We start from the raw sequence: 19,567 nt of genomic DNA, 5'->3' as shown, positions 1-19,567 counted from the left end.
CTCTGACTCAATGAATCTGTACATATAAAACTATGAATAAATAGTTTTGTGTGTCATTCATCATTAAGTTTATTTTTTGTCCCGAAGGACTATGTAAAATCAACATTAACGTGAGTGCCCACACAAATTGCATGATAACTAATTTTTAAAGAACTCATCTTCGAAAGAAGATGAAATGATTAATCACATTCGTTAACCGTTGTTGCTTAAGACCTTGTCTCAAGCGAGATGCGCATGATACGCTTCTCAGTTTTGATGTCAACATCTTTTTTCAAAGTTTTGTTGCCTGTTTAACTGATGATTGCATCAACTAAACTTATCAAAACACTTCGTTGGGCTGCCCCGTGGAAGTGGATGCGCATTTTAGACATTTTCTTGGTGAGGTCAACACCTTTTTTTAATAAACTTTTCAAGTGCTGGCATTTCAAGCAAAGTGAGCATTTTACCGACAAACCCACTGTTAATATCGAATAGGTGTAACATGTTCACTGATATTTACATGTATAAATACACAGGAGATATATCCAAATATATGTTCTATATTGATTGGTGAAATATATTGTAATGCCCTGTAATGGTAATCAGACAAACTTTATGTAAGCAGTATCTTCTACAGATGGCTTGAGAATAATAACAATGAAAAAAATAATCAGCTTAATACTTCCTTTACTTCTGCTTAATACACTCAGCTTAAGTGCATTTTCTAAAGAGTTATCACAGCAAGAAAAATTTATTACTAAACTCCTTAACCAACAAGTCAGACAGCACATCTCTGTTCAGCACAGTGTTGCCTCTATATTGAAACGTTACCCGGAGCAGGTTGAAACCGTTCTGAAAGTTGCCTTACATTCTTACCCGTCTAAATATCGCCAGATTATCATAGGAGCATTACGGGCAGAGCCTGCGCTGGCTCCTGAAGTGGTTGAAACCATGATCACTGCAAACGTTACCGACAGCGAAAACATAGTACGTATCGCCGTCGAAGCCGAACCTGCGTATGCCAGGGAAATCGTCAATATTGCAGCTTCGCATCGCCCAAAAGAAATAGAAGAAATCGTTCGGGTTGCCATCATCACCGAACCTTTTGTTACTAACGATGTGATTGATGATACCCTGCTGAGTTATCCGGGCAAACTTTTAGATATTTTAACCGGGGCAATGAAAGCGCTGCCGGATCAGGTTGCAGGTTTAGTAAAAAGTGCATTAACCCTTTACCCTGATGAAGCCGACGACGTTGTTTCTCTTGCAGTAAGCTCCAGTCAATCACAACAAACAAGAGACATCATCAGCGCTGCCGTAGAAGCCGGTGCCCATGAAGATTCGGTTATCGCTGCGGCAATTGCCGGCGGAGCCAAACAAGAAGAGCTGGCCAAGCGATAATTCAAAACCCTATTCCTAGCATAAAAAAACCACCATAAAAAAAGCCCGACTTAAAGTCGGGCTTTTTTTATGTCTTTCCATGCCTTAAGGTTTTACTTTTCCCGGGCAATTGCCCGGTAAGCAATATCAGTACGGTAATACATGTCTTGCCAGCTGATTTGCTCAACCAGCTTATAAGCCTGAGCTTGTGCTTCAGTCACAGTATCACCTAGCGCAGTAGCACATAATACCCGGCCACCGGCAGTCACCACCTGATTATCAGTAACTTTAGTACCGGCATGGAAAACCTTAGCCTTCTCACTGGCATTAGTATCCAAACCAGAAATAGCCAGGCCTTGCTGATAGGCATTCGGATAACCTCCGGCAGCAAGTACAACACCTACGGCCGCCCGAGGATCAAATGCTATTGTTGCCTGATCCAGCTCGCCGCGACAAGCCATCAAACAAAGTTCCACCAGGTCCGACTGTAAACGCATCATAATAGGCTGGGTTTCCGGATCGCCAAAACGGCAGTTATATTCCAATACTTTGGCTGTGCCATCTTCGGCTATCATCAGACCGGCATAAAGAAAACCTGTGTAGGTATTACCTTCCTGTGCCATGCCGTCAACAGTTGGCCGGATGACATTAGCCATAGCCCAGTCATTCACCGCTTGGGTAACAACCGGAGCAGGCGAATAGGCGCCCATACCACCGGTGTTTGGGCCTTTATCGCCATTATCGCGTGCTTTATGATCTTGTGATGAAGCAAACGATAAGATATTTTCTCCGTCAACCATGACAATAAAGCTGGCTTCTTCACCGGTGAGGAATTCTTCAATAACCACCCGGCTGCCGGCATCACCAAATTTATTGCCTTCAAGCATATCTTCGATAGCAGCAAAAGCCTGCTGCTCATCTTCGGCAATGATCACGCCTTTACCTGCCGCTAAACCATCGGCTTTGATCACGATTGGTGTACCCTGCTGACGTACATATTCTTTTGCCGGAGCTATTTCGGTAAAGTTTTGATAAGCCGCGGTGGGAATATTGTGACGGGCAAAAAAGTCCTTGGAAAATGCTTTTGACCCTTCAAGCTGAGCCGCCCCTTTACTTGGACCAAAAATATTCAGGCCAGCGGCCCTGAATTCATCAACGACACCAACAACCAAAGGCGCCTCGGGTCCGACGATAGTTAATTCGATCTGGTTATTTTGGGCAAATGCCAATAGACCCGGGATATCCGTGGCACTGATAGCGACATTTTCAATTTTTTCTTCATTTACCGTGCCGGCATTACCCGGAGCAACATACACTTTAGTGACATTAGCCGACTGAGCCGCTTTCCACGCCAATGCATGTTCACGACCACCACCACCGATAACCAAAACGTTCATTTATTTAGTTCCTAAAAATTATCTAAACCACAAATAAAAAGGAGCAGATTATAACAACCTGCTCCTTCCAATATTATTTCTTCACAAATTTTAATGTCATGCGATCACTTTCACCAATCGCCAGATACTTTTCTTTGTCCTTTTCACCTAAGCGTAATACCGGCGGTAAGGTCCATACCCCTTTCGGGTGATCGGCAGTATCTTTGGGGTTGGCATTGATCTCACTACTGGCAGCAAGTTTAAAACCAGCCGCTTTCGCCAATTTCACTACATCCGCCTGAGGGAAGTAGCCGGAGCGTTTATTTTTCTCCCACTCCATGTCAGCCGGCATTCTGTGTTCAACCACACCTAAAACCCCGCCTGCTTTTAAAGCTTTGGCGGCATCTTTAAATAACTGCTCTACGCCTTCGTGACCCCAGTTATGCAGGTTACGGAAAGTTAACACTAAATCGGCACTACCGGCCGGAGCAAGCACACTCGCTTTCTTCGGTACGAAGTTGGTCAATTCAACTTCGCTGAACACCGGGTTGCCCGCCAGTTTCTTTTCCAAACGTTTACGGGAGTTGCTGTAATAGTTATCTTCACCGGTATCCGGGTAATGAGCGCCGTATAACTTGCCTGAACCTTTAAGGGCCGGGGCCAGAATTTCTGTATACCAACCGCCGCCCGGGGCAATTTCTACTACAGTCATCTCAGGTTTAAAACCAAAAAAGGCTAAGGTTTTTTCCGGATGACGGTAGATATCACGGGCTTTGTTTTTATCGGATCTATGTTCACCGGCTAATGCCTGGGTCAGTTTATCCGCGTGTACATGTGCCGTGGTATAGCTTGATGCCAGAATCCCAAAGGTTAACAGGGATGCAGTCGTTAAAGATTTTATTATTGTCATAGCCTTCTTCCATTTATAGGGGTTAGTAAACAGACTAGTTATAACAGATTTTTTCAGGTAAAACAGTGCAGTTACTCGCGATATTTACGCAACTTAACGCAAATAACCGCACGCTAATTACCACCAGCTCAAAGCTGTATTGTTAACCGGTTCAGGTTAACAATACTTCATTCGCGATTAATGGCGGAAATGGCGCATACCGGTAAAGACCATAGCAATGCCATGTTCATCGGCTGCGGCAATCACTTCTTCATCGCGCATAGAGCCACCCGGCTGGATCACGGCAGTGATCCCGGCTTCGGCAGCGGCATCCAAACCATCACGGAACGGGAAGAAGGCATCTGATGCCATAACAGAACCTTTTACTTCCAGGTTTTCATCGGCGGCTTTGATACCGGCAACTTTGGCGGAGTAAACCCGGCTCATCTGTCCGGCACCGACCCCTATGGTTTGGCTGTTTTTGACATAAACGATGGCATTGGATTTCACATATTTCGCCACTTTCCAGCAAAATTGTAAATCACGCAACTCTTCTGCTGTCGGCTGACGCTTAGTGACCACTTTTAATTCATCTTCAGTGACCTTGCCCTGGTCCCTGTCTTGCAGCAATAAGCCGCCGTTCACCCGCTTATAATCAAAGCCGGTGGTTTCGCTTGCCCACTGACCACACACCAATAAACGCACATTGGGTTTGGCTGAAATAACTTCTGCCGCTTCACTGGATACGCTCGGCGCAATGATCACTTCAACAAACTGGCGGGAAATAATCGCTTCGGCCGTTTGCGCATCTAACTCGCGGTTAAAAGCAATAATGCCACCAAAGGCAGAAGTAGGATCTGTGGTATAGGCACTTTCATAGGCCGCCAGGATATTATCACCAATGGCTACGCCGCAAGGGTTGGCGTGCTTAACGATAACACAGGCAGGCTCTGCAAATTCTTTTACGCATTCCAGCGCCGCGTCGGTATCGGCAATATTATTATAAGAAAGGGCTTTACCTTGAATTTGCTCGGCAGTGGATACCGAAGCTTCTTCTGGCTGGGCTTCTACGTAAAAAGCGGCATCCTGATGAGAGTTTTCACCGTAGCGCAAGTCCTGCTTTTTGATAAACTGACTGTTGAAAGTGCGCGGGAATTTGTTCTTTTCTTCTTGCTCTGCTTTCTCAGCGCCATAGGCGGGTAACATCTTACCGAAGTAGTTGGCGATCATACCGTCATAGGCAGCCGTATGCTCGTAAGCGGCAATGGCAAGATCAAAACGGGTTTGGTAATGCAGCGAATCCCCGTTTTCATCCATTTCTTTTAATATCCGGCTATAGTCGTCGGCATTAACGACAATTGTGACATCTTTATGGTTTTTAGCCGCAGCACGTACCATAGTCGGCCCGCCGATATCGATGTTTTCAACGGCATCAGCCAAAGTACAGTTATCGTCGGCAACAGTTTTGGCAAAGGGGTATAAATTCACCGCCACCAAATCGATGGCATTGATATTATGCTCGGCCATAACGCCTTCATCTTGTTCACGGCGGGCTAAGATACCGCCATGTACTTTGGGATGCAGAGTTTTAACACGTCCATCCATGATCTCCGGGTGTCCGGTGTAGTCGGAAACTTCGGTGACTTGAATGTCGTTTTCTGACAATAATTTCGCGGTGCCGCCGGTGGATAATAATTCTATGCCTTTTTGCGCCAGGGCGCGGGCAAATTCGACTATACCGGTTTTATCAGAAACACTTAACAGTGCGCGTTTAATAGGGCGTGGGGTATCCATAGCTGTTTTATTTACCTTTAATAGATTAATACCTAACGAAATAATTAATTAATCACCTTCAATGGTCTAAACAGTCAACTTCGTCGTTGCGCTCAATCCCAATAGCCAGCTATTGCTCTATCACGCGCCTTGAATTTGAATGTTTATCCTCATTGAATTTTGCTCACTTATTTATTACGTCTGGTATATGTTAAAACTCAGATATCTTTGCTGCATTTTTCCGGCGACTATTGTATCGCCGAATCTGTCTTATACCTAGTAGAATAAGGATAAGACTGAGAAACTCCGTCTCGCCGGTTTACTTCGTTTATTTCAAGCCAAAGCTTCGAACCAAAGCAAACCTTTCCTTCCCTGAATTCTTGTCACTTATGTCAAAATAACGATCGCCATAAGCAAAAAAAGCACCCGAAGGTGCTTAATTTAAAGTATAAAAACCGATATTAATTCATACCGTATTTTTTTAATTTCTTACGTAAAGTACCGCGGTTGATACCTAACAAGTTAGCGGCACGGGTCTGGTTGCCACGAGTGTACTGCATAACTTCTTCCAGCATAGGCGCTTCAATTTCAGATAGTACAAGGTCGTACATATCATCAACATCATTACCGTTTAATTGAGATAAGTAGTTTTTAATAGCCACTTTTGCCTGGGTGCGTAAAGGCGATGCCTTCGTCTGAGTTTGCAGGTCACCGGTAATGAATGGAGAGGAAATATTTTGTTCAAACATAAAGTTCAGACTCTTTCTTAAGTTAAATTATCAAAATACAGATTTAATGCATCCAGTTGTTCATTTGTGGACTCTAATGCATTAAATATTGATCGAAACGCTTTGTCCTGATCATGCACTTGCATATACCAGGACACATGCTTACGGGCAAATCGTACACCCATAAAATCACCATAAAATTTATGTAGTTCCTTTACATGTCCAATTAATATTGAACGTTTTTCTTCCATGGAAGGAGCCGACATATGCGTACCGGTTTTAAGGAAATGATTCATTTCCCTAAAAATCCAGGGGCGTCCCTGGGCGGCACGGCCTATCATAATGGCGTCAGCTCCGGTGTAGCTCAATACACGTTCGGCGGTTTCCACCGTCGTAATATCGCCATTTGCTACTACCGGAATTGAAATCGCCTTTTTAATTGCCTTTATGGTGTCATACTCGGCGTCACCTTTATAAAAGTCACACCGGGTACGGCCATGGACAGCCAGCGACTGTATGCCGTTAGCTTCAGCAATTTTTGCAATTTCAACCCCGTTCCGGGTATTTTCACACCATCCTGTGCGAATTTTCAGCGTTACCGGAATATCTACCGCATCCACCACAGCTTTCACAATCGCTTCAACCTGCGGTGGCTCTTTCAATAACGCCGAGCCCGCTAATTTTTTATTGACCTTTTTTGCCGGGCACCCCATATTGATATCAATAATCTGGGCGCCATGCTCAACATTTACCTGAGCCGCATAAGCCATTTCATCGGGATCTGAACCAGCAATCTGGACAGAACGAATCCCGGCTTCGGCACTATGCAACAACCTGCGTTTAGACTTTTCCGTCTGCCATACTTTAGGATTGGCAGACATCATCTCAGATACCGCTAAACCTGCACCTAATGAACAACACAATTGTCTAAAAGGTTGGTCGGTAATTCCTGCCATAGGGGCAAGCATTACATTACTGGCTAATTGGTAAGGACCTATATTCACGCTGTTGTTTTTTTGAGCTCTGAGTCAAAAGGGCGCTAAGTTTACGTGTTTTTATTGAGATTGGAAAGGATATAAATTGAACAAAAATTGATTTTTTTCACGATTTTAATATTGACATTTTGCAATTTATTGATGTGAGCAGAAATCGTTCGATTTATAACGACTTCTGCCCAAAAAAAACGCTTTTTTAGCCGTTTTTCTACGCCCCGACTCTTCGCCCCGACAAGCGCACCCATTCTTCTTTTATCGCCACAGGCTCCATATCACACCAGTTGCCATAAAGTGTCTGCAACTCTTCTGCCTGATTTTCCAACACCCCGGACAATGCCAGCAGACCGTCTTGTGCGACAAACTCGGTAATGGTCGGCGCCAACTCACGCAAAGGACCGGCTAAAATATTCGCCACCACGACCTCCGCCTGAAGTTTTGGCTGGTCTTTGGGCAGGTAAAGTTCCAGACGATCTTCTACCTGGTTACGCTTGGCATTTTCCAGGCTTGCCTGCAATGCCTGGGGATCGATATCGATACCGATCACCTTTTTTGCACCTAACTTCAGCGCTGCCAAGGATAAAATACCTGAGCCGCAACCAAAATCCACCACGGTTTTGCCCTCAAGATCCAGACCGTCAAGCCAAGCAAGACACAAAGCCGTGGTCGGGTGGGTGCCAGTGCCGAACGCCAGGCCGGGATCGAGCATGACATTCACGGCATTTTCATCCGGCACTTCACGCCAGCTCGGACAAATCCATAAGCGCTCGCCAAATTTCATCGGGTGGAAGTTATCCATCCACTCACGCTCCCAATCCTTATCTTCGAGCTGCTCAAGCTTATAGTGCATATTTTCCTTATCCGGATGTATGCCTTTAAGGTAATTAACCACCTTGTCCATATCATGACTGGCATCATATAAGCCCATGACCACAGTGTTTGACCAGTAAACCACCTCATCTCCGGGTAAAGGTTCATAAATAGGGGTATCTTGGGCGTCAATAAAAGTGACGGCTTGGGCGCCGCTGGCACTTAACCAGTTACTGTATTTTTCTGCGGTGTCTTCATCAGCATTTAATCTAAGCTGTATCCAGGGCATGGGAGATCTCTGTTTGTCTTTACTATATATTAGGTTGACCTTAGTTTACCATTCATTGAATTGTCAGCATACTGGCATAAGCTTAGAAGTACTAGAAATTGTAGAAATGGACGTTTTATCACATCATCGGGAGAAGACCCTGTTTAGTAAATATCTGTTATTGATCCCCTTGTTTGTTTCTATTTCTGTGCTCCGGGCGGAGGAAATCCACTTTGTCACCGAAGAGTTGCCCCCGTTTCAGTTCACCGGCGCCGATAACCGGGTAGACGGAGCAATCGCAGAGCTGGTACGAGCGATGTTAAAAGAAACCAATTTATCCGCCAGTATTCATATTTATCCCTGGGCCAGAAGTTACCAAACCGCACGCACCCGGGCCAATACCATTATCTTTTCCCTGCTCAGAGGCAAGCAGCGTGAAAAGGACTTTCACTGGATTGGTAAACTCTATTCATTAACCTCCCATTTGGCGGCACTAAAATCTCGCGCCGACATAAAGATCAACAAACTCGATGATGCCAAACAATACCGGGTAGGCACAGTCCGGGACGATTTAGCAGAAGTCTATTTAAAGAAGAAAGGGTTTATATCAAAGAAAAATTACTACGCCAGTAGTAAATATAGCATTATGTGGGGGCAGTTATTTAATGGCCGGGTTGACCTGGCATTTACCAACAGTGTGTTATGGCGATATGAAGTTAAAGCCGAAGGATATGATCCGGCAGATTTAGTGCTGCTATATCAAATTGAGGATATGGCATCGGATCTCTATATGGCGGCAAGCCTGGGCACAGCCCCGTCCGTGATTGATAAATTATCAAAAGCACTGGAAAAACTTAAAGAAAATGGTCAATATCAGGCCATACTGAAAAAATGGCAACTGTAGCAATTAATCAATAAGATAGGTATATGAAGTATTTTCCCGTTTTTCTCGATGGTAGTAAAATTAACGCTATCGTTATCGGCGGCGGTGATGTCGCCGCCCGTAAAATTGAATTGTTGCTCAAATCCACCACAGAGATCACTGTGGTATCCGACAACTTTTCCCCGGGTGTGCAGCGCCTGATCGACAGTCATCAGCTCACTCAGCTCAGCCAAACTTACCAGCAAGGGCTACTTGACGGCAAAAGCCTAGCGATCGCCGCCACGGATAACAGCGAAGTCAATGCCGCGGTTTACCAGGAAGCCACCCGTTTGGGCATTTTGGTTAATGTCGTCGATCAGCCGGAACTTTGTACCTATATTACCCCGGCCATTATCGACAGGTCGCCGATGATCATCGCCCTGTCCAGCTCCGGCAGCGCCCCGATTTTAGTCAGAATGTTACGGGAGCAAATCGAAAAAGTTCTGCCCCACGCCTATGGCCGCTTGGCAGACTTTTCCCTGAAATTTCGCGATCATGTCAAAGCCAGGGTGAAAGGTTTACGCAACCGCCGCACTTTTTGGGAAAAAACCCTTAAGGGTCAGATAGGACAGGCTATCCTTGACGGCAATACCGCCCAGGCCGAGCAGCAACTGATCGCCAGTTTAAATCAGGAAATCGCCGCACCGGCAGGGGAAATCGTTTTTATCCATACCCAGGACGGTAACCCGGATAACTTAACCTTAAGCGCCCACCGGGAAATGCAGTACGCCGATGCGGTGTTTTATGACGAAGCGGTCAACCCGGAATTAATTGAATATATCCGCCGCGATGCCGACAAATATCCGCAGCAGATATCTTCCACCATATTGATCAATTACCAACATGCAATGGAGCTCGCCACGTCGGGACAAAAAGTGATTTATTTGCTTGCCGAATATCACCCGCTCCCCGAGAACGCAGCCTTATCGCTTAGCCATATCAATAAAAAAACCCTTATTTGTGGCGGCTAATCCAGCCAAGTAAATTATCAACAATAAAAGCCCGGTTATACTGACAAATAAACCGGGCTTTTTGCTGGCTATAAAGTCAAACTAAAGCATTACAGCGACATAACAAAAGCAACCAACTGATCGCGCTCTGCTGCCGACAGCCCGGCAAATGCCTCTTTACTATTTTGCGCTTCTCCGCCATGCCATAAAATCGCTTCTTCTATGGTATCGGCACGGCCATCATGTAAGAAACCGGCGGCGGGGTTGACGGTTTTCGTTAAACCTATACCCCACAATGGACGGGTTTTCCATTCCAGCCCCGTGGCAGTAAAGTCACGACGGTTATCCGCCAGCTCTGCTCCCATATCATGCAGCAGCATATCACTGAAGGGGTAAATTTCCTGGCCTTTAAGGGCTTCCGGCGCAGCTAGCCCGCCCAGGGTTACATCCCCGCTTGCGGTGACAAACCCAGGGGTGTGGCAAGCGGTACAATTAATTTTTTCAAACAACAAGGCGCCGGCTTTTACCTCAGCATTGTTAATATCCCGTCGTCCCGGTACCGCCAAGGTTTCGGCATAAAACACCACTTCGTCGGAGAAGGTTTGATCTGCTTCGGTATTGCCATTTTCGTCCACGCCGGTATCAACATAACCGGTACGGGCCAGGTAGCTTTCGTGCATGGCGGTACCGGCAATACTTTCATCCGGGAACAGCGGGTTGGTAATGCCCATGTCTCCCCTTAAGGCGCCTAACGACTGCACCCGGACACTCGGGGTATTGGCCTTCCAGCCAAAGCGCCCCAGGGATACCGGTAGCGGGTCGTTATCCCTGTCTTTTATCGCATCATAAACCCAGTTCGGGCGACCGGAAATGCCGTCGTTATTGCTGTCGTCTTCATCCGCCAGCGCCAGAATGTCCTGCTCCGGGATCAGCTCCAGCAAACCCAAACCAAATACCGGCATGCCGTTTCTCGGACCAAAATTGATATTTGCCTGTTTCAGGGCACTGTTTTCCTGCTGATCTTCACTGACATCATAAAGACCGTCGATGGTAAACACCGGCTTTTTCAAGGTGACAGTGCTGCCGTCCGGATATTCAAAATCCTGGTACTGATAGCTGAGGTAAACATTTGCCTGGCCGATGAAAGGCTTATCCTGCCAGTCTTCACGGGCTTTTAGGACCCCGCGGTGAAACAATTGGGTACCAAAACCGGGCACGCCGACATTTTTACAATAATTGTTGTCTGCCGACGGCGTGGAACATTCGCCGTCATCAACACTGATGCGCAGGAATATTCCGGCTTCTGAGCCTAACAGCAATTTGTCCTGCCCTTCGGGCACACTCAGGGTGGAAGAGCGGCCATCGCGCTGATGGCAGGAATTACAGTCCTGGTTATTAAAGACCGGCCCCAGGCCGTCAAGTTCGGGGTGTTCCTCGTTTGGCGCTGTGGTAAAAGAGGTTTCAAAATGGGTATCACCGGCCAGGTGTTTTTCCAGCTCGGCCTCGGTTAAGGTCGGGATCGGCGTAGAAAAACCATGCCCCGAGTCACTGGCATCTACAGCGGTGGCGCTGCCGCCGAGATTCTCTACCAGGGTATAATCCGGGTATTGCACTTCAACCACTTGAGATTTGTCATCACTTGATGAACCACCCGAGCCGCAGCCGTATAAAGCGCCCAGTACCACGGCGATACCAAGCATTCGGGTCTTATTCACATTAAAATTTGTCATAGTTATCTGTTACATGTTGAAAAGATGGATGGGGATTACCGACACCTGTAAAGCCAGACATTCACGATTAACAGGACGGGAGCTGCATGACTCGACGGGTATTGCTTATGTCACGAATCGATGCTCTGCGGGCCGGTTGCTCTAGGCCAGCCCACAGAAGCAAAACATAAGATTAATGATGAATGCTAGTTAAGCTTCCAGTCATTCAGTAAGGTTAAAACATCGTTTTCCAGGGCTGACTGTAGTGTCGATAACGCATCGACAGCAGCCTGGATGCGTATACGGGCATCAGCATCATTGATGGCCTGCCTGAACGGCATGTCGTTGTCACCGGCAATAGCATCAATAGCAGTAATCGCGGCAGCAATTTCTTGATCTACCCGGGTCGCCAACGCAGCATCGGCTGCGGTCACAAAATCAATTAGCCCTGCCTCATCAGCATTGCTCTCGAACTCTCCCCGATAAACATTTTGCACGCCGCGAATGTTATTACTGAAATCGGCTAAAGAATTCCAGCTATATTGAGACTCCACTAAAGAAGTATCGGTAGCATCAATGCTGGCGCCAAAAGGTTCGGCAATTTTACCATTCCCTACCTCATCAACGATGCCGATCAAACCATTGATCAGCTCTTCCACCACACCCAACTCGGATGCATAAACCTCATTGTCCGGCGTTAACAATAAATCCTGGTAGGCGGGTGAATTGGCATCGGTTGCATCCTGGGTAACGGTCCAGGCATCGTATAACGCCTGGGTATAGCCCTGGAAAACTTCAGCGGTCGCCACCAGGTATTCACGCTCTAATGCGGTCATTTCATCAATAGACTTAGTATTATCGGTCACGCCGTCGCCGAATAATAAAAACTCCATGGTATGAAAGCCCTGGACATCATCATTAAAAGCTTTCACCTGCTCGGCGGTAAAACCGTCGGTTTCATCCAATAATGTTTGCAAATCATTGGTATTTAGCGGCCAGGTATCTAAATGCGGATCTATGGATAACGCATCCACAGGACCAAAAATATGGGCTTCCCCCTGCTCCCACGGCACACGAACAATCTGCCAGGCGGCTTGAGCCGCGGTTAAATTCTCAGCCGTCGGGGTATTAAGCAAAGTCAGGGTGGACTGGTGAAACACTTCCGCCTTGGTATTTAAATCATCATAACCGGCAACAATCACGTCCTTGGTGAGATTAGTGATCATACCACCGGCATCATAACTAAAGCCGGTTTCTTCGACAGGCGTAACCTCCTCGTTATTATCTTTTGATGAGCTGCCGCCGCCACAGGCGGTAAGCAGTAGTGCGGAAACAGAAGCGGCAATCAGGGTTTTTCTTGTTAGCATCTTGTTAGTCTCTAATAGTATTAAAGCGAAAAGTAGTAGCCCATGGACAGGCTGAATGAGTTGGTATCGTCCAGGTTATCCTGGGCATATTGTTGCTGGGCAAACTGCGCTTTTAGCACCAACTCCGGGGTTGGCAGGTAATTAATGCCAAAGGCAAATTCATCGATGTCAAAACGCTCGCTGCCATTGCCCTGCTCGACTTCTTTGAGCGGATTGGCATATTCATAGGCGGCAAACAGATAAAGCGGTTTACTTAGATTAAACAGTGACTGGCTGTTATAGGCGGCTTCGAAAAAGGCCGACTCCGCCTCGCTGCCGACCTGGGCAAAGTTACCCGGTTGCAGCCCCGGTGTGGTTTTGTTTGCCAGGGTAATGGCGGCAGAATCATCGAGTTCACCGTATAAATACTGGCCGCGTAATTGCCAGTTGTATCCCTGCCAGGCGCCGTGCAGGCCTATCAGGGTCAGGTTGCCGTCACCTTCAATATTGTCGTCATTGTTACGGTTACCCGACGTATCGCCGGTGTAATAACTGATACCAAAACCGGTACCTTTGGCGAGATCGCCGTAATCGAGCCTCAAGGTAAAGGCCAGGTCATCACTGTTCACTTGCTCGAAACGTTTTTGATGGCCGCTCGCTGCCCAGCGATAGCTGCGGAAGTACTCGGAGTTTAACCCCGTGGTTACCAGTGCCTGGGCATTAAAACCGTTCCAGCTGCCGCTGACATTAATACCGTTTTCATGCCATACCTGAGGGATCATGGTGGCCTCACTCCAGTGACGCTCGGTGGTGAAGTACTGACCCGGCTTATGTAACTCGGTGCCTAAACCTACAGGCACAAAAATCCGGCCAAACTTAACCGCCAGATCCTCGTTAACGGTATATTTAACTTCCAGCTTCTCTACCAGCACTTCACCGCCGGCTTCGATTTCACTTTCAAATTCACCAAATTCTTCGAAACCGTCATATTCCAATGCTGCACCGGTACCGCCATGTTCATATTCAAGCTCAAGCTCGATTTGCCATTGCGAGTCAAACTTATGGCCGAGCTCAACCACCACCCGCTCTAAATCGGTTTTGGCACGGCGATCGGGATCGATATCCTGGGTATTTCTAAAGATTTCTTCACTTTTATAGAGCAGGCTGCCGTATGACTTAAGCCACCAGTTTTTTTCAGCACTAGCGGCCTCATCATGGCTTTTCGAAGCCTTTTTCGCCAAAACGGCCTGTTTTTTCTGCTCTGCATTGGCTTTTTTCAACTCCGCCAATTGCTGCTCTATTTCGATTAATTTTTGCTTTTGCTCTGCCAGTATCGCCTGCAACTCATCTTGGGTAACCGCAAAACTGCTGTTGCTCATCGCCAGCGTCAGCAAAGCCAGGCTCCCTAATGAAGTAAATTTCATAACAACCAACCAAATCTAAATGAGAATTAATATTATTAATGGCGTCATAATAAAGATTACCCGAGACAAATACAAACGATATTGAGAATGATTTTTATTTATATTTGCATTGTCGATATAAATCAAAGTTTATGACTCTGGCGAAAAATAAACATGCGACATATCTGACATTGCCAAAGGCAAAAAATGTGCGAACTGTTAACCCCGGCTGTTAAAGGGAAAAGGTATCTACAACAACCTTGGACCCCGCGAGCTACAAGCATAGCTCCGGATGAATTAAATACAGGGGAGTTTAAGCGGTGCTAATAAAGAGTTTCGGGAGACGGGATAGCGCAAATAACAAAGCTGGATAGCGACTTTAGCTTCCTCCGACAAAGACCTTGATATGTCCTGACACTAAAAGTGTTTCGGACCCTTAGCTATCTCGGCTAAAAGTCCGGGATAGTGCTTTACTAGTAAGCGCCGGCACCATAAGTTAACTCATAGCTATGGCTGTAAATCTCCAGAATATTGCCAAAGGGATCTTCCATATAGATCATGCGGTACGGTTTTTCACCGGGATAATAATAGCGCGGCTCAGGCATACGTTTTTTACCGCCTGCAGCAACAATTTTCTCCGCCAGTTCTTCCAGGTTAGGATCTTGTACACAAAAATGAAAAATCCCGGTTTTCCAGTATTCAAAATTATTTTCCGGGTTTTCCTGGTTAGCAAACTCAAATAGCTCTACACCGATCCTGTCGCCGGTCGCTAAATGGGCAATTTTAAATTTTCCCCATTTCGGACCGAAGACATCGGTACACATCTCGCCGATCGGGCTGGTATCTTCAACGATTTGTGTTGGCGGCATAATTTCATACCAGCCTAAAACCTGGGTATAAAACTCAACCGCTTTTGTTAGATCCGGTACTGAAATACCGATATGTGAAAAGGTTCTCGGGTAAACTTTGCTCATGTGTTTTTTCTCCAATAAGTTGATGTGCAAAGCTTACCCGCCATGATAGAGTATGAAAAATTATCATTTATTATAGAAATAAGTACGTTTTGTAATGATTAACCAGGTATGGCTGAAAACATTTTGTACCTTGGCGGATGTCGGTCACTTTACCCAAACCGCCAATCGCCTCTTTATGACCCAATCCGGGGTGAGCCAGCATATAAAAAAGCTTGAGCAACAACTGAATGTGGTATTGCTTGTACGCGAGGGCAAGTCGTTTTCACTGACCGAAGCCGGAACCAAGTTACATCAACAGGGGCAAAAGCTGTTACAGCAAACAGAAGACTTGGCAAAATCCATCAAGCAGGACGATCCTTTAGTCGGGGTGGTCAAACTAGCTTCTCCCGGCAGTGTCGGTCTGAAACTTTATCCTCAACTGCTGGGTATTCAGCAGCAATCACCGCAATTGATCATAGATTATGCCTTTGCACCGAATACCCAAATAGAGCAAGACTTGATAACACGGAAAATCGAGCTTGGTTTGATGACACAAAGCAGTAAAAGCACTGAGTTGGTTAACGATAAAATTGCGCTGGAGCCTTTGGTTTTAGTCACCGCCAGCGAAATAAAGTCTGTGAGCTGGGATAAGTTGCTTCAACTGGGCTTTATTAGCCACCCAGACGCTGCGCATCACGGCCAGTTATTATTAAGTGAGAACTTTGCCGAATTTAAGCATATTGAACAATTCCCCCACAAAGGCTTTTCCAATCAAATCAGTTTAATTTTAGAGCCGGTGAGCCGGGGGCTTGGCTTTACAGTGCTGCCTTTATACGCGGTAAACGCCTTTGATAACAAAGCCGCGATCCGCATGCACACTTTAAAGAAACCCGCCGGGGAAAACATCTATCTTTGCCACAATAAAAATACCTTTATGGCCAGCAGGACCAAATATATTAAGTCGCTTATTACTGATTATCTAAATGCAGTAAAATAGACTGCTGATCTTTCTTGGTCATTTTATTTACTACCAATAAAAATGAATTATCTATCATACGTTCGATTTCCCCCTGAGGAATACTGCCATCAAGAATAATAGTATTCCACAGGGCTTTATTCATATGATAGCCGGGGATCACTGAAGGGAAAATATCACGCAGCATCACCGCCTCATCCGGATCGCATTTCAGGTTCATCCACCAGTCATTTCGCTCGCCATCCCCTTTACCCATTTTCCCAAGGGCCAGGGTGGCAAACATTTTATTTTTCACCTTAAACACCATGACCTCTTCACCAAACGGGTAATCCAGCAAGGTTTCCGGCTTTGCCAGCAGATATTTTTTTGCCTGTAAATGATCCATCATTTTCTATAAATGCTATCTAAAATACATTGGAATAACAGCATACTAAGGCTTGATGAATAAGAGCGCAAGCACGAGAATACCCCTGATAACAACCAGGCTGCCGCCGCTTTACCAAAGCAAAGAAGCCGTATCACTGTTTCCTGCCCCCATATCACCACAATATATCCTTCATGACGAGCATAAAAAAAGCCCCGGCCAGATGAGCGGTGGCCAGGGCTTTCAGAAAAGTAGTGACGGTTTTAATTAAAAGCTGTAAGTCACCTCAGCCCAGGCACTGGCGCCTTCGCCGCGCAACCTGTCCATGACCGCGATATCGGCATTTTTCACCCGGTTATAGCCGCCGAGATGATTTTCATAATCCTTATCCAGGATATTATCAATACCGCCACGCAAGGTTAAAGATGCCCCCAGGTAATATTGCACGTCCAGGTTCAGCAAACCATAACCGGCGGTTTCCTGCTCGTCATTGGTCAGGGAAACTTTGTCCTGTTTCGCTACCAGCTGCCAGTTTAACGTTGCCAGCAAGGCATCCGACTGGTAGCTAACATTAATCTGGGTATTAAGCGGTGCTATCCGGTAAAGATCGTCGTCGATGTCCCGGCGCTCTCCCCTGACATAACTGGCGATACCGGAAAGACTGAAGGCATCGCTGAGTTGATAAGACCAGTTAACGTCCATGCCGTATAATTTGGCATCGACATTGGTAAATTGCAGCGGGTTATCGTCGCCGCTCATCATCTGCGCCATCATAGCAGCCGACATATCCTCCATGCCCAGCGCCGTACCTTGAATATAGTCATCAATGCGCTGATAAAAGACATGGGGTGAAACCATGCCCTTTTTGCTCTGGTAGGTTAAGCCTAAATCCAGCTGATAAGCCTGCTCGGAATCAAGCCCCATATCGCCGATATAAGTATTGCCGTCTGCCAGGCCGCCGGTCGCTTCCAGCGGCATCCACAGATAAAGCTCCTGATAGGAAGGGGCACGGTTTTTCAGTCCCAAGCCGGCATAAAGTGACCAGGTATCGGTTAACTGGGATTCAATGTTTAAGGCGATATCGACATTGGTTTCTGAGGTATCGCGATCGCTGCTATTGAAATTGTCTCTGAGCGCTTTGGCCAGGCCGCCCATCATGTTATCCATCATCGCCATTGAGCTGGCGACCTCACCGGCATCAGATTGCGCACGTTTAACACGCACACCCAACTGTACCTGGGTTTGGTTGAACTGCTGCTGCCATTGGGCAAACAACCCCAAGCGATCGTCGGTGACTCCGTTAAAATTGACTAATTCAAACATGGCATTTTCAGGGTTGGTGATCACTGAATCATGCTCCGCCAGATAACCGTCCAGGCCAAGTTTAATGTCACCAAAGTCAAAGCTGCGATCAACGGTGAATTTAAAGTTCCAGGTTTCTCCGATGGCGATATTACGACGATACTTTTCCGGATTGTCATTAGCGCGCATATGGAAATTGGTCATGCCGTGCTCGGCATCAAGATAACCCAGCTGCCATTGCCCCTGCCATTTGCCTAACATCAAACTGCCGTCCAGGCTTAACCTGTGGCTGTAAATATATTCGATATCCATGGCTAAAGCCGGGGTACCGGAATCATTGGTATCTGTGTAGTGATAACCCAGGCCAATATCCGAGTTATCGCCGGCAACGCGAAAATCAAAACCAAACTGGCGCTTGTCGAAATCTGTCGGGCTCACTTCAAGATTGTCGCCGCTTTCAAAGCTGTCACCTTCTTGCCAGTTGCCATAGGCCATAAAACCTTTATTGCCTTTGGAGAAGTTCACCACAGAAGATAAGGTCGAAGCATCGTTATTGCTGCGATAACCGGTTTGCACATCGCCGAAGCTTTGCCAGTTTTGCTGGTTGGAAATTTCCGCCTTACGCATTTTGACATCGATTGCTCCGCCCAGGGTATTCATACCCGCGGTGATCGGGGCTATACCTCTGTAAACCGTCATTGAATCAACGATTAGCGGCGTAGAATAACTTAACGGCGTATCCATGGCATTGGGGCCTGCGCCAATCAGGATATGACCGTCCAGGGTGGCGGAGACGCGGTCACCGTAAAGGCCGCGGTATTGGGCGATGCCGGTCACCGGGCCATTGGCATTAATATTGGCCCCGGGAACCGAAGCCAGCCAGTTTGCCAGATCAGGCTCACTGACCTTGCCTTGGGCATAACTGGCATTTTCATCAAGAAAACTATGACGTTGGTTGGTGATGGTGATCACCTCAATATCATTCGTGCGCTTGGCTGCGCCTGCTTTGTCGCCTTCACTGGCACTTACATTGGTGACGGCCGCGGTGCTTGAAATCAGCCCGGTCAATAAAATGGTTTTAATAGCTAACGAACTCGCTTTAAGAGAAAAATTCATAACAGGTCACTTCTAAGTTATTTCCTGCCCTGTATTTTCCCGGCTCAGGACGGGGAAAACAAAGAAAAACAAACGAAGTGCGACAATATGTCACAGCCAAAATCGATGCTATTTTTCACCTTTGATTTGGAACAAAAAATGGCTGGTTTTTTACTTGATCTCAAACAAAAAAAGCACTATTTGACATCAAGCATTCCAGCGGATAATAAAGCCGGTTTTGAGGCTTTTCCCGCCGGTAAGCAAACAATAAAACCTTTGTTACATAGTTTATGCCTGGTTTATGTATTAACTAGATGACAAATTCCGCGACGATGGCACAATAAAGGAGTAA

17 protein-coding genes are annotated in these 19,567 nt (G+C 46.4%); 5 read left to right on the top strand and 12 right to left on the bottom strand.

Annotated elements, in window-relative coordinates; translation table 11 throughout:
• The first annotated feature begins 636 nt into the window (after positions 1 to 636).
• On the top strand, positions 637 to 1,380 hold the full coding sequence (locus QL234_RS21840) for a hypothetical protein (protein WP_281559880.1): 744 nt from the start codon (positions 637 to 639) through the stop codon (positions 1,378 to 1,380).
• Between the two features lie 92 nt (positions 1,381 to 1,472).
• Here QL234_RS21840 and purD read toward each other — a convergent pair whose 3' ends face one another.
• The 6 genes from purD to prmA all read right to left on the bottom strand — a co-directional run bounded on the left by purD (position 1,473) and on the right by prmA (position 8,216).
• Entirely contained in the window at positions 1,473 to 2,756 is a 1,284-nt protein-coding gene (gene purD, locus QL234_RS21835; RefSeq protein ID WP_281559879.1) for a phosphoribosylamine--glycine ligase, read from the bottom strand.
• Between the two features lie 73 nt (positions 2,757 to 2,829).
• Positions 2,830 to 3,645 carry a methyltransferase gene (locus QL234_RS21830; RefSeq protein WP_281559878.1) on the bottom strand — a complete coding sequence of 272 codons (816 nt, stop codon included), beginning with the start codon at positions 3,643 to 3,645 and terminating at the stop codon, positions 2,830 to 2,832.
• Positions 3,646 to 3,822: 177 nt separating this feature from the next.
• Positions 3,823 to 5,418 (bottom strand): bifunctional phosphoribosylaminoimidazolecarboxamide formyltransferase/IMP cyclohydrolase, encoded by a 1,596-nt coding sequence (gene purH / locus QL234_RS21825; protein ID WP_281559877.1) that lies wholly within the window; start codon positions 5,416 to 5,418, stop codon positions 3,823 to 3,825.
• A gap of 440 nt (positions 5,419 to 5,858) precedes the next feature.
• Complete coding sequence (gene fis / locus QL234_RS21820; RefSeq protein ID WP_044832893.1) at positions 5,859 to 6,146, bottom strand: DNA-binding transcriptional regulator Fis; 288 nt, start codon at positions 6,144 to 6,146, stop codon at positions 5,859 to 5,861.
• Between the two features lie 17 nt (positions 6,147 to 6,163).
• Positions 6,164 to 7,129, bottom strand: coding sequence for a tRNA dihydrouridine synthase DusB (gene dusB / locus QL234_RS21815; protein WP_281559876.1), 966 nt, complete (start codon positions 7,127 to 7,129; stop codon positions 6,164 to 6,166).
• Between the two features lie 199 nt (positions 7,130 to 7,328).
• Positions 7,329 to 8,216, bottom strand: coding sequence for a 50S ribosomal protein L11 methyltransferase (prmA, locus tag QL234_RS21810; protein ID WP_281559875.1), 888 nt, complete (start codon positions 8,214 to 8,216; stop codon positions 7,329 to 7,331).
• A gap of 106 nt (positions 8,217 to 8,322) precedes the next feature.
• Here prmA and QL234_RS21805 point away from each other — a divergent pair, with 106 nt between their 5' ends.
• Positions 8,323 to 9,099: a transporter substrate-binding domain-containing protein gene (locus tag QL234_RS21805; RefSeq protein WP_281559874.1), complete on the top strand. Its 777-nt coding sequence runs from the start codon at positions 8,323 to 8,325 to the stop codon at positions 9,097 to 9,099.
• A 23-nt stretch (positions 9,100 to 9,122) separates the two neighbouring features.
• Positions 9,123 to 10,088 (top strand): NAD(P)-dependent oxidoreductase, encoded by a 966-nt coding sequence (locus tag QL234_RS21800; protein ID WP_281559873.1) that lies wholly within the window; start codon positions 9,123 to 9,125, stop codon positions 10,086 to 10,088.
• Between the two features lie 89 nt (positions 10,089 to 10,177).
• Here the strand turns inward: QL234_RS21800 and QL234_RS21795 are convergent, their stop codons facing one another.
• The 4 genes from QL234_RS21795 to QL234_RS21780 all read right to left on the bottom strand — a co-directional run bounded on the left by QL234_RS21795 (position 10,178) and on the right by QL234_RS21780 (position 15,499).
• Positions 10,178 to 11,797 (bottom strand): di-heme oxidoredictase family protein, encoded by a 1,620-nt coding sequence (locus QL234_RS21795; RefSeq protein ID WP_281559872.1) that lies wholly within the window; start codon positions 11,795 to 11,797, stop codon positions 10,178 to 10,180.
• A 185-nt stretch (positions 11,798 to 11,982) separates the two neighbouring features.
• Complete coding sequence (locus tag QL234_RS21790; RefSeq protein ID WP_281559871.1) at positions 11,983 to 13,143, bottom strand: imelysin family protein; 1,161 nt, start codon at positions 13,141 to 13,143, stop codon at positions 11,983 to 11,985.
• 20 nt (positions 13,144 to 13,163) lie between these two features.
• Positions 13,164 to 14,546 (bottom strand): hypothetical protein, encoded by a 1,383-nt coding sequence (locus QL234_RS21785; RefSeq protein ID WP_281559870.1) that lies wholly within the window; start codon positions 14,544 to 14,546, stop codon positions 13,164 to 13,166.
• Positions 14,547 to 14,998: 452 nt separating this feature from the next.
• Complete coding sequence (locus QL234_RS21780; protein WP_281559869.1) at positions 14,999 to 15,499, bottom strand: lactoylglutathione lyase family protein; 501 nt, start codon at positions 15,497 to 15,499, stop codon at positions 14,999 to 15,001.
• A 94-nt stretch (positions 15,500 to 15,593) separates the two neighbouring features.
• Here QL234_RS21780 and QL234_RS21775 point away from each other — a divergent pair, with 94 nt between their 5' ends.
• Positions 15,594 to 16,475 (top strand): LysR family transcriptional regulator, encoded by an 882-nt coding sequence (locus tag QL234_RS21775; RefSeq protein WP_281559868.1) that lies wholly within the window; start codon positions 15,594 to 15,596, stop codon positions 16,473 to 16,475.
• Here QL234_RS21775 and QL234_RS21770 read toward each other — a convergent pair.
• Complete coding sequence (locus QL234_RS21770; protein WP_281559890.1) at positions 16,447 to 16,839, bottom strand: MmcQ/YjbR family DNA-binding protein; 393 nt, start codon at positions 16,837 to 16,839, stop codon at positions 16,447 to 16,449. The genes QL234_RS21775 and QL234_RS21770 overlap by 29 nt on opposite strands.
• Before the next feature lie 246 nt (positions 16,840 to 17,085).
• A complete protein-coding gene (locus QL234_RS21765; protein WP_281559867.1) occupies positions 17,086 to 19,236 on the bottom strand; it encodes a TonB-dependent receptor in 2,151 nt (716 codons plus the stop codon).
• A gap of 87 nt (positions 19,237 to 19,323) precedes the next feature.
• Between QL234_RS21765 and QL234_RS21760 the strand changes: the two genes are divergently transcribed.
• On the top strand, positions 19,324 to 19,533 hold the full coding sequence (locus QL234_RS21760) for a hypothetical protein (RefSeq protein WP_281559866.1): 210 nt from the start codon (positions 19,324 to 19,326) through the stop codon (positions 19,531 to 19,533).
• Positions 19,534 to 19,567 lie beyond the last annotated feature (34 nt).

Origin of the sequence: Thalassomonas sp. RHCl1, from assembly GCF_947387555.1 — a bacterium.
GTDB lineage: Bacteria > Pseudomonadota > Gammaproteobacteria > Enterobacterales > Alteromonadaceae > Thalassomonas.
This window is presented reverse-complemented; position numbering and strand designations above follow the sequence as displayed.

What these genes read in the sequence shown, in the direction of transcription:
- QL234_RS21770 (WP_281559890.1), bottom strand. Translation starts at nt 16,839, where the DNA reads ATGGATCATTTACAGGCAAAAAAATATCTGCTGGCAAAGCCGGAAACC.
- QL234_RS21805 (WP_281559874.1), top strand. Translation starts at nt 8,323, where the DNA reads ATGGACGTTTTATCACATCATCGGGAGAAGACCCTGTTTAGTAAATAT.
- QL234_RS21785 (WP_281559870.1), bottom strand. Translation starts at nt 14,546, where the DNA reads ATGAAATTTACTTCATTAGGGAGCCTGGCTTTGCTGACGCTGGCGATG.
- QL234_RS21795 (WP_281559872.1), bottom strand. Translation starts at nt 11,797, where the DNA reads ATGACAAATTTTAATGTGAATAAGACCCGAATGCTTGGTATCGCCGTG.
- QL234_RS21780 (WP_281559869.1), bottom strand. Translation starts at nt 15,499, where the DNA reads ATGAGCAAAGTTTACCCGAGAACCTTTTCACATATCGGTATTTCAGTA.
- QL234_RS21765 (WP_281559867.1), bottom strand. Translation starts at nt 19,236, where the DNA reads ATGAATTTTTCTCTTAAAGCGAGTTCGTTAGCTATTAAAACCATTTTA.
- QL234_RS21800 (WP_281559873.1), top strand. Translation starts at nt 9,123, where the DNA reads ATGAAGTATTTTCCCGTTTTTCTCGATGGTAGTAAAATTAACGCTATC.
- prmA (WP_281559875.1), bottom strand. Translation starts at nt 8,216, where the DNA reads ATGCCCTGGATACAGCTTAGATTAAATGCTGATGAAGACACCGCAGAA.
- QL234_RS21790 (WP_281559871.1), bottom strand. Translation starts at nt 13,143, where the DNA reads ATGCTAACAAGAAAAACCCTGATTGCCGCTTCTGTTTCCGCACTACTG.
- QL234_RS21840 (WP_281559880.1), top strand. Translation starts at nt 637, where the DNA reads ATGAAAAAAATAATCAGCTTAATACTTCCTTTACTTCTGCTTAATACA.
- QL234_RS21775 (WP_281559868.1), top strand. Translation starts at nt 15,594, where the DNA reads ATGATTAACCAGGTATGGCTGAAAACATTTTGTACCTTGGCGGATGTC.
- purH (WP_281559877.1), bottom strand. Translation starts at nt 5,418, where the DNA reads ATGGATACCCCACGCCCTATTAAACGCGCACTGTTAAGTGTTTCTGAT.
- QL234_RS21760 (WP_281559866.1), top strand. Translation starts at nt 19,324, where the DNA reads ATGTCACAGCCAAAATCGATGCTATTTTTCACCTTTGATTTGGAACAA.
- fis (WP_044832893.1), bottom strand. Translation starts at nt 6,146, where the DNA reads ATGTTTGAACAAAATATTTCCTCTCCATTCATTACCGGTGACCTGCAA.
- purD (WP_281559879.1), bottom strand. Translation starts at nt 2,756, where the DNA reads ATGAACGTTTTGGTTATCGGTGGTGGTGGTCGTGAACATGCATTGGCG.
- QL234_RS21830 (WP_281559878.1), bottom strand. Translation starts at nt 3,645, where the DNA reads ATGACAATAATAAAATCTTTAACGACTGCATCCCTGTTAACCTTTGGG.